Annotated in this window: 8 protein-coding genes; 6 read left to right on the forward strand and 2 right to left on the reverse strand. The window is 62.3% G+C overall.

Annotation, left to right across the window (positions count from 1 at the left end; all coding sequences use genetic code 11):
- On the forward strand, positions 1–513 hold a 513-nt coding region (locus tag ACTJKX_RS37605), incomplete at its 5' end, for a DUF1269 domain-containing protein (RefSeq protein WP_440728446.1).
- Positions 514–597: 84 nt separating this feature from the next.
- On the opposite strand, the gene ACTJKX_RS37610 is transcribed toward ACTJKX_RS37605, so the two are convergent.
- Positions 598–1,137 carry a GNAT family N-acetyltransferase gene (locus ACTJKX_RS37610; protein ID WP_440728447.1) on the reverse strand — a complete coding sequence of 180 codons (540 nt, stop codon included), beginning with the start codon at positions 1,135–1,137 and terminating at the stop codon, positions 598–600.
- Between the two features lie 267 nt (positions 1,138–1,404).
- Between ACTJKX_RS37610 and ACTJKX_RS37615 the strand changes: the two genes are divergently transcribed.
- Together ACTJKX_RS37615 and ACTJKX_RS37620 are read left to right on the forward strand one after the other, a co-directional pair.
- Positions 1,405–2,460, forward strand: a complete 1,056-nt coding sequence (locus tag ACTJKX_RS37615; RefSeq protein WP_367623116.1) for a hypothetical protein — start codon at positions 1,405–1,407, stop codon at positions 2,458–2,460.
- A gap of 206 nt (positions 2,461–2,666) precedes the next feature.
- On the forward strand, positions 2,667–3,488 hold the full coding sequence (locus tag ACTJKX_RS37620) for a DeoR/GlpR family DNA-binding transcription regulator (protein WP_311935268.1): 822 nt from the start codon (positions 2,667–2,669) through the stop codon (positions 3,486–3,488).
- Between the two features lie 55 nt (positions 3,489–3,543).
- Here the strand turns inward: ACTJKX_RS37620 and ACTJKX_RS37625 are convergent, their stop codons facing one another.
- On the reverse strand, positions 3,544–4,479 hold the full coding sequence (locus ACTJKX_RS37625; protein ID WP_440728448.1) for a LysR family transcriptional regulator: 936 nt from the start codon (positions 4,477–4,479) through the stop codon (positions 3,544–3,546).
- Between the two features lie 95 nt (positions 4,480–4,574).
- Here ACTJKX_RS37625 and ACTJKX_RS37630 point away from each other — a divergent pair, with 95 nt between their 5' ends.
- The 3 genes from ACTJKX_RS37630 to ACTJKX_RS37640 all read left to right on the forward strand — a co-directional run.
- Positions 4,575–4,763, forward strand: a complete 189-nt coding sequence (locus ACTJKX_RS37630) for a hypothetical protein (RefSeq protein ID WP_311935272.1) — start codon at positions 4,575–4,577, stop codon at positions 4,761–4,763.
- A 45-nt stretch (positions 4,764–4,808) separates the two neighbouring features.
- Positions 4,809–5,219, forward strand: a complete 411-nt coding sequence (locus ACTJKX_RS37635; protein ID WP_367623117.1) for a DoxX family protein — start codon at positions 4,809–4,811, stop codon at positions 5,217–5,219.
- Between the two features lie 234 nt (positions 5,220–5,453).
- Positions 5,454–6,047: nitroreductase family protein (locus tag ACTJKX_RS37640; RefSeq protein WP_440728089.1), on the forward strand; the 594-nt coding region annotated here is incomplete at its 3' end.

Below are 6,047 nucleotides of genomic sequence, written 5' to 3' on the forward strand. Positions count from 1 at the left end.
GTCGTCGGCTTTGATTCCATCGATGAGGCCGACAAGGTCCTGCTCAAGCTGGACGCGCTCAAGAAGGAATATCTGGTCGATCTCGAGGATGCGGTGGTGGTCACCCGCAATGCCGAGGGCAAGGTTCATCTCAAGCAGAGCATCAACCTGACCGGCATCGGTGCAAGTTCCGGCCTGCTCTCCGGTGCGTTGTGGGGCGGGCTTGTCGGCCTGCTCTTCCTCAACCCGCTGGCCGGTTTCGCCATCGGAGGCGCCGTCGGTGCGGGCGTCGGCGCCCTCTCCGGTTCGCTCGCCGATTACGGCATCGACGACGACTTCATCAAGTCGCTCGGCCAGACCATTCCCAACAATTCCTCCGCCCTGTTCGTGCTGGTCCGCAAGGTCCAACCCGAGAAGGTCCTGGCCGAATTCAGCGGCCTCAAGGGACGGGTGATCAAGACCTCGCTGTCGCCGGAACAAGAGCAGAAGCTGCAGGAAGCCCTGTCGGCAGCACCTGCCCCGACCAACGGCTAAGTCCCGCTTTCTGTCCTGTAGCGGCCGGCCGACAGCCGGCCGTTGCAGGCCCTTGCCTCTGCTCCCTAGCCGGGGCTGGGTGTCTCAGCGTCCGGTCGCTTCGAGCGAAGCGAAATCGCTTCGCGTCATCTGGAAGCGCTTCCAGATCGCGCCTTGATCATTGCGCATGCCGGCATCGCTGAGGCCCAGCTTCTGCGCGACGCGCAGCGAAGCGGCATTGCGGGGAGCGATCTCGGCTACGATCCTGTCTGCCTCGAGCGTGGCAAAAGCATGCCGAACCACCGGCACGGCCGCTTCGGTCGCATAGCCCTTGCCCCATGCCTTCCGCACCAGCCGCCAGCCGATCTCGATCTCAGGCCCGGCTCCGTCGGCGGGAATGAGCAGGATCCACCCCAGGAAGCGATCGGGATGAAACCTGTCGACGACAGTCCCGTAGCCCAGCCCCGGCCCATAGTCGGCCTGCATGCGCTGCCTGACGAACGCCTCGTGCTGTTCCGGATCGTGCCAGGGCCCCGGAATATGCTTGGTGACCTCGATATCGCGATCCATGTCAAGGCAGGCTTCGAAATCGGCGATGGTGCGCGGCCGTATCAGCAGGCGCTGCGTTTCGAAATTCGGCAGCACGACATTTCTCCTTCACACCGATGCGATTGGCAGACTCTTCATTCCTTCTCCCGCAACGCAGCAGCAAATGGCAAATCTCATCCATGCGAATTCGCGTCGCCCTCCACAAGGATTCCTGCCCTGCGGATGCCAGCGATAATCCTTGTGAACGGAAAATTTTGCACTGGTTTGAAAGATTTTGATCGTATATGAGTGTCATTGAAATGAATGCGACTCGCCGCAGCGAGGAAGCGGCGGCATTCATCGCCAGTCCAAGGAGCATGTGCGATGGCCTACCCCCAAACCCGTCTCGACCAGAAATTGCGCAATATCAGAGCGGGCAACTACAAGCGTTCCGACTTCATCATTGCCGATGCCAAGGACGGCGACATGGGCTCCGGCCTTGCGGCAACCGGCTTTGCCCGCAGCACCGACGGCGGCCAGGGCCGGGTGCGCACGCGCGCCGAATTTCTTGACCAGATCCAGGCCATCGTCGAGCAGGATATCGTCGACATCATGCTGGTGTCGGCCTCCAATCTCGAACTGCTGCACGAGCGCGGCGTCTTCCGCACTTCGGCGGTGAAACCCTCCATTCGCGCCAATGACACCACCGATTGCTGGGGCGGCGTGCGCCACCAGGCCTATACCAAGCATCCCTCCCGCCATTTCCGGACCGCCAACCTTTCGCGCGTCATGTACGGCACCAACGATCCCGCGATCGGCGCACCCGTGACCGGCACCGATCTCGGCCTCTATTCGGTGACTTTCCTCAACGACATCGATCACGACTATGAGGCACTCGACGCCTTCGCAGCCTTCCGCGAAGAGGCCGCCGACAACAATTTCAAGTACTTCTTCGAAGTCTTCAATCCCAATGTCGACTGCGGCCTCGATCGCCAGCAGATCGGCGAATACATCAATGACAGCATCCTGCGCTGCCTGGCCGGCGTGACCAAGGCGGACCGCCCGCAATTCCTCAAGATCGTCTATAACGGCCCCAAGGCGCTCGAGGAACTGTCGAGCTTCGATCCCGACCTGGTGGTCGGCGTACTTGGCGGCGGCGCCGGCACGACCCGTGACACCTTCGAATTGCTGCACCAGGCCGAAAAATATGGTGGCCGTGTCGCCCTGTTCGGCCGCAAGATCAACCTGGCCGAGGATCCGCTTGCGCTGCTGGTGCTGATGCGACAGGTCGCCGACGGCACCATCGCACCGGACGAAGCCGTCAAGGCCTATCATGGCGAATTGTCCAAGAGCGGCCTCAAGGCGAAGCGCAGCCTGGAAGATGACCTCGCGATCACCGAGGATGTGCTCAAGCCGGCGGCCCTGAAGAAGGTCGCCTGACGGCCTTCACCGCCGGCCCTGTCAAGCCGACTTGGCAAAGGCGGATCCCGGCGATCCGCCTTTTGTCCATCTGGGAAGCAACGCGCTTCAATGGCAGAATCTGCAAGATTGTGCCTAAGTCGAGCCTGTATCGTCTGACGGCGCCGAGGGTCTGTGCATCTCGGGGCCGTGTCGATGATCTGCATGCTCAAAGGAGTCCGCCTTATATGGAAGCCCCCACCAAACGCGTCGAGATCATCCCCGCCAAAAGGCGGGCGCTCATTCTGGAGCATCTGCGCATCAATGGGGCGGCCTCCATCCAGGAACTGGCCGACTCGATCGGCGGGTCGCAATCGACCATTCGCCGCGATCTCGAACATCTGATGGAAGGCGGTTATCTCGAACGCACCCATGGCGGCGCATTGCTGGTGCCGCCGCTGCAAGCGACCTTCGAACGTGAATCGCAGATCAATGCGCATATGCAGCGCGCCCAGAAGATCGCCATCGGCGCCGAAGCGGCCCTGCGCATCAACAATCGCGAGAGCGTGATCTTCGAAGCCAGTTCCACCGTGATGGAAGTGGTACGGGCCGCGGCCCTGCGCGACCTTTCCCTCACCGTGGTCACCAACAGCCTGGAGATCGCGCAGGTCAGTTCCGACGTACCGAGTTGGCGGGTGATCATGCCGGGCGGCACCATCCGGCCCGGCGGCTGGCGTTCGCTCTGGGGCGAGCCGGGCGAGAGCTTTTTCAACACCGTGCACGCCGATGTCTGCGTCACCGGTGCCTATGCCGTCAGCGGCAATGTCCTCACCGATGCCGCCCTCGAAGTCGCCTCGCTCAAGCGCAAGATGATCCAATCATCCCGTCGCACCATCGTGGTGGTCGACAGCTCGAAATTCTCGGCACCGTCCTTCTCGACCTTCTGCGAGCTCTCCGCCATCGACGAACTGATCACCGATGACGGCATCAAGCCCGAATATCTGGAAGCGCTGAACAACTATGGAACCAAGGTCACAGTGGTGCCGATGAAGGGGACGACACAGCGATAGGCCGCCTTCATCCGCGCACCCGGTGCCCCTTGCCTGCCCAGCTTCCTGGCGACGCCTATGCCGCGCTGCGCGCAGCGGCAAGCGCCTCGCCGGTCTCGTCCAGCGCCGCCTTCAGCCTGGCAAGCAGCCAGCTCGCAGCAGGGCCGAGCGCCGTATCCGTGCGCCGGATGCTCTGCAGGGGATAGAGATTGCGATCCCAGCCTGTCATCGCCAGGCGCACCAGCCGGCCTGCGGCGATATCGTCGTTCACCATGTCCTCGGGCATGCTGCCCCAGCCGATGCCGGAGCGCAGCAGCATGAATTTGGCGCCGAGATCGGCGATGCGCCACGTCTTCGAGCTGAGCACGCCGAATTCCTGCCCTTCGGTGAATTTGGAACGGTCCGTCAGCACGAGTTGCACATGTTCCTGTGCCCGGACATCGGCCTCCTCGCTACTGAGGCTGGCCAGGGGATGGGAAGGAGCAGCCACGGGGATGAGCCGGATGGAGCCGATGCCCCGCCGTTCGATGCCGATGATGTCGCGCGACAGGGGCCCGCCCACGCCGAGATCGGCGATGCCGTCGAGCACATGCTGAGTGACGGCGCCGAGCGCCTCGACATGCAGTCGCAACGACACGGTGGGAAATTCCGCCTGGAAGGCGTTCAGTACCCGTACCAGGGCGCAGGGCGGCAGCATGACGTCGACCGTCAGCGTGACCTCCGCCTCCAGCCCCGAGGTCAGACCCTTGGCCTTGGCGATCAGGCTGCCCACGCCCCGCGCCACCACACGCGCTTCGGCCAGCATGGCCTTGCCGGCCTCGGTGAGTTGGGGCTTGCGGGTGGAATCGCGATCGAAAAGCTCCAGCCCGAGCTGAGCTTCCAGATTGGCGATGGTGTAGCTCACCACCGAGGTCGCGCGCCCGAGCTGACGGGCCGCGCCGGCGAAGCTGCCGGCCTCGACGATGGCAAGGAAGACCTGAAGCTGGTCAAGCGTGGGGCGCGGATCAGACATATCAACTTCCTCGAACCTAATTGTCTATATTATCCATATTTTCTTGAACATCAATCTTTGAGATAACGGCACCAAGTTCAGATGAGGTGCTCGCCATGTTCATCACCACCCTGTTCGATCGCATCCTCGGCCGAAAAGCCAACCCGGCTTTGGCGTCCCTGCTCCTCAAGGAGCAGTCTCAGCCGCTGCCGAGAATCCATATCGTGGCCCTCGCCCCCTCGGGTGCCACGGATGCGTTGGCCAAGGCGCTGGAAAGCGCGCACTTTACCGACATCAAGGCCTGAGCGGACAAAGCCGCTCACCGCCCTCAACCAAAAAGAGAAACTGCCATGTCCTCAGACGTTCGCTACACCCCCCTGCTCGGCCGCGTGCTGATCGCGGCGATCTTTCTTCTCAGCGGCTTCGGCAAGCTGACGGCTCCGGCCGCCACTGCCGGCTATATCGCGGCTGCCGGTCTGCCGCTTCCCTATCTCGGCGTCATCCTCGCGATCCTGGTCGAGCTTGTCGGCGGCATCCTGCTGATCGTCGGCTACCAGACCCGCCTCGTCGCCCTCGCCATGGCGGTGTTCTCCGTCGCCGCCGCCGCCTTCTTTCATAACAATCTGGGCGACCAGAACCAGTTCATCCATTTCTTCAAGAACATCGCCATGGCAGGCGGCCTGCTCCAGGTCGTAGCCTTCGGTGCCGGCGGCCTCAGCGTCGACGCCGCCCTCAACCGGAAAAACGTTGCGACCGCCTGAGGAGGAAGGCCGGGCCAGCCCGGCCTTGCGTCGCCAACTGCCAGACGGATCGAAAGATCCGTCTGGCCTTTTGGCAAAACCGACCGAAGCGCTACGACATCTCAACCTTTTCGCATCTAACCATCGAAATTATCCAGATTTCCATCCCGTCACATTCGAGGCATGGAGGGCTGCGATAAGAAGTGCCGCAAGCGACGGCCCTCCTCGACGTCACACAGATAGAGAAGACTCCTCATGTCCAAGACCTTTATCGATCATATCAAGACCCGCCGCACGCAATATGCCCTGGGCAAGACGCTGCCCAAGAGCGAGGAAGAGATCAGCAGATTGATCCAGGACGTGATCAAGCATGTCCCGTCCTCCTTCAATTCGCAGAGTTCGCGCGCCGTGATCCTGTTCGGCAAACAGAGCGACAAATTCTGGCATCTGACCAAGGAAATCCTGCGCAAGATCGTGCCCGCCGACAGCTTCGCCTCGACCGAGGCCAAGATGGATTCCTTCGCCGCCGGCGCCGGCACCGTGCTGTTCTTCGAGGATCAGGACGTGGTGAAGAGCCTGCAGGAGCAGTTCCCGCTCTATGCCGACGCCTTCCCGGCCTTCTCCGAGCAGTCCGGCGGCATGGCGCAGTTCGCCGTGTGGACGGCCCTGGCCGAGCACGGCATCGGCGCCAGCCTGCAGCACTATGCCCCGCTGGTCGACGAGGCCGTGCAGAAGGAATGGCATGTGCCCAAGTCCTGGAAGCTGCGCGCCCAGATGCCCTTCGGCTCCAACGAGCAGCCCTTCCCCGAGAAGAGCTTCATGAACGACAATGATCGCTTCAAGGTCTAC

Origin of the sequence: Labrys sp. 22185 (assembly GCF_052045555.1) — a bacterium.
GTDB classification, from domain to species: Bacteria; Pseudomonadota; Alphaproteobacteria; order Rhizobiales; family Labraceae; genus Labrys; species Labrys neptuniae.

Bases quoted from the DNA above. Each gene is read 5' to 3' on its own strand.
- ACTJKX_RS37635 (WP_367623117.1), top strand. From the start codon at position 4,809: ATGTCCTCAGACGTTCGCTACACCCCCCTGCTCGGCCGCGTGCTGATC.
- ACTJKX_RS37625 (WP_440728448.1), bottom strand. From the start codon at position 4,479: ATGTCTGATCCGCGCCCCACGCTTGACCAGCTTCAGGTCTTCCTTGCC.
- ACTJKX_RS37615 (WP_367623116.1), top strand. From the start codon at position 1,405: ATGGCCTACCCCCAAACCCGTCTCGACCAGAAATTGCGCAATATCAGA.
- ACTJKX_RS37620 (WP_311935268.1), top strand. From the start codon at position 2,667: ATGGAAGCCCCCACCAAACGCGTCGAGATCATCCCCGCCAAAAGGCGG.
- ACTJKX_RS37630 (WP_311935272.1), top strand. From the start codon at position 4,575: ATGTTCATCACCACCCTGTTCGATCGCATCCTCGGCCGAAAAGCCAAC.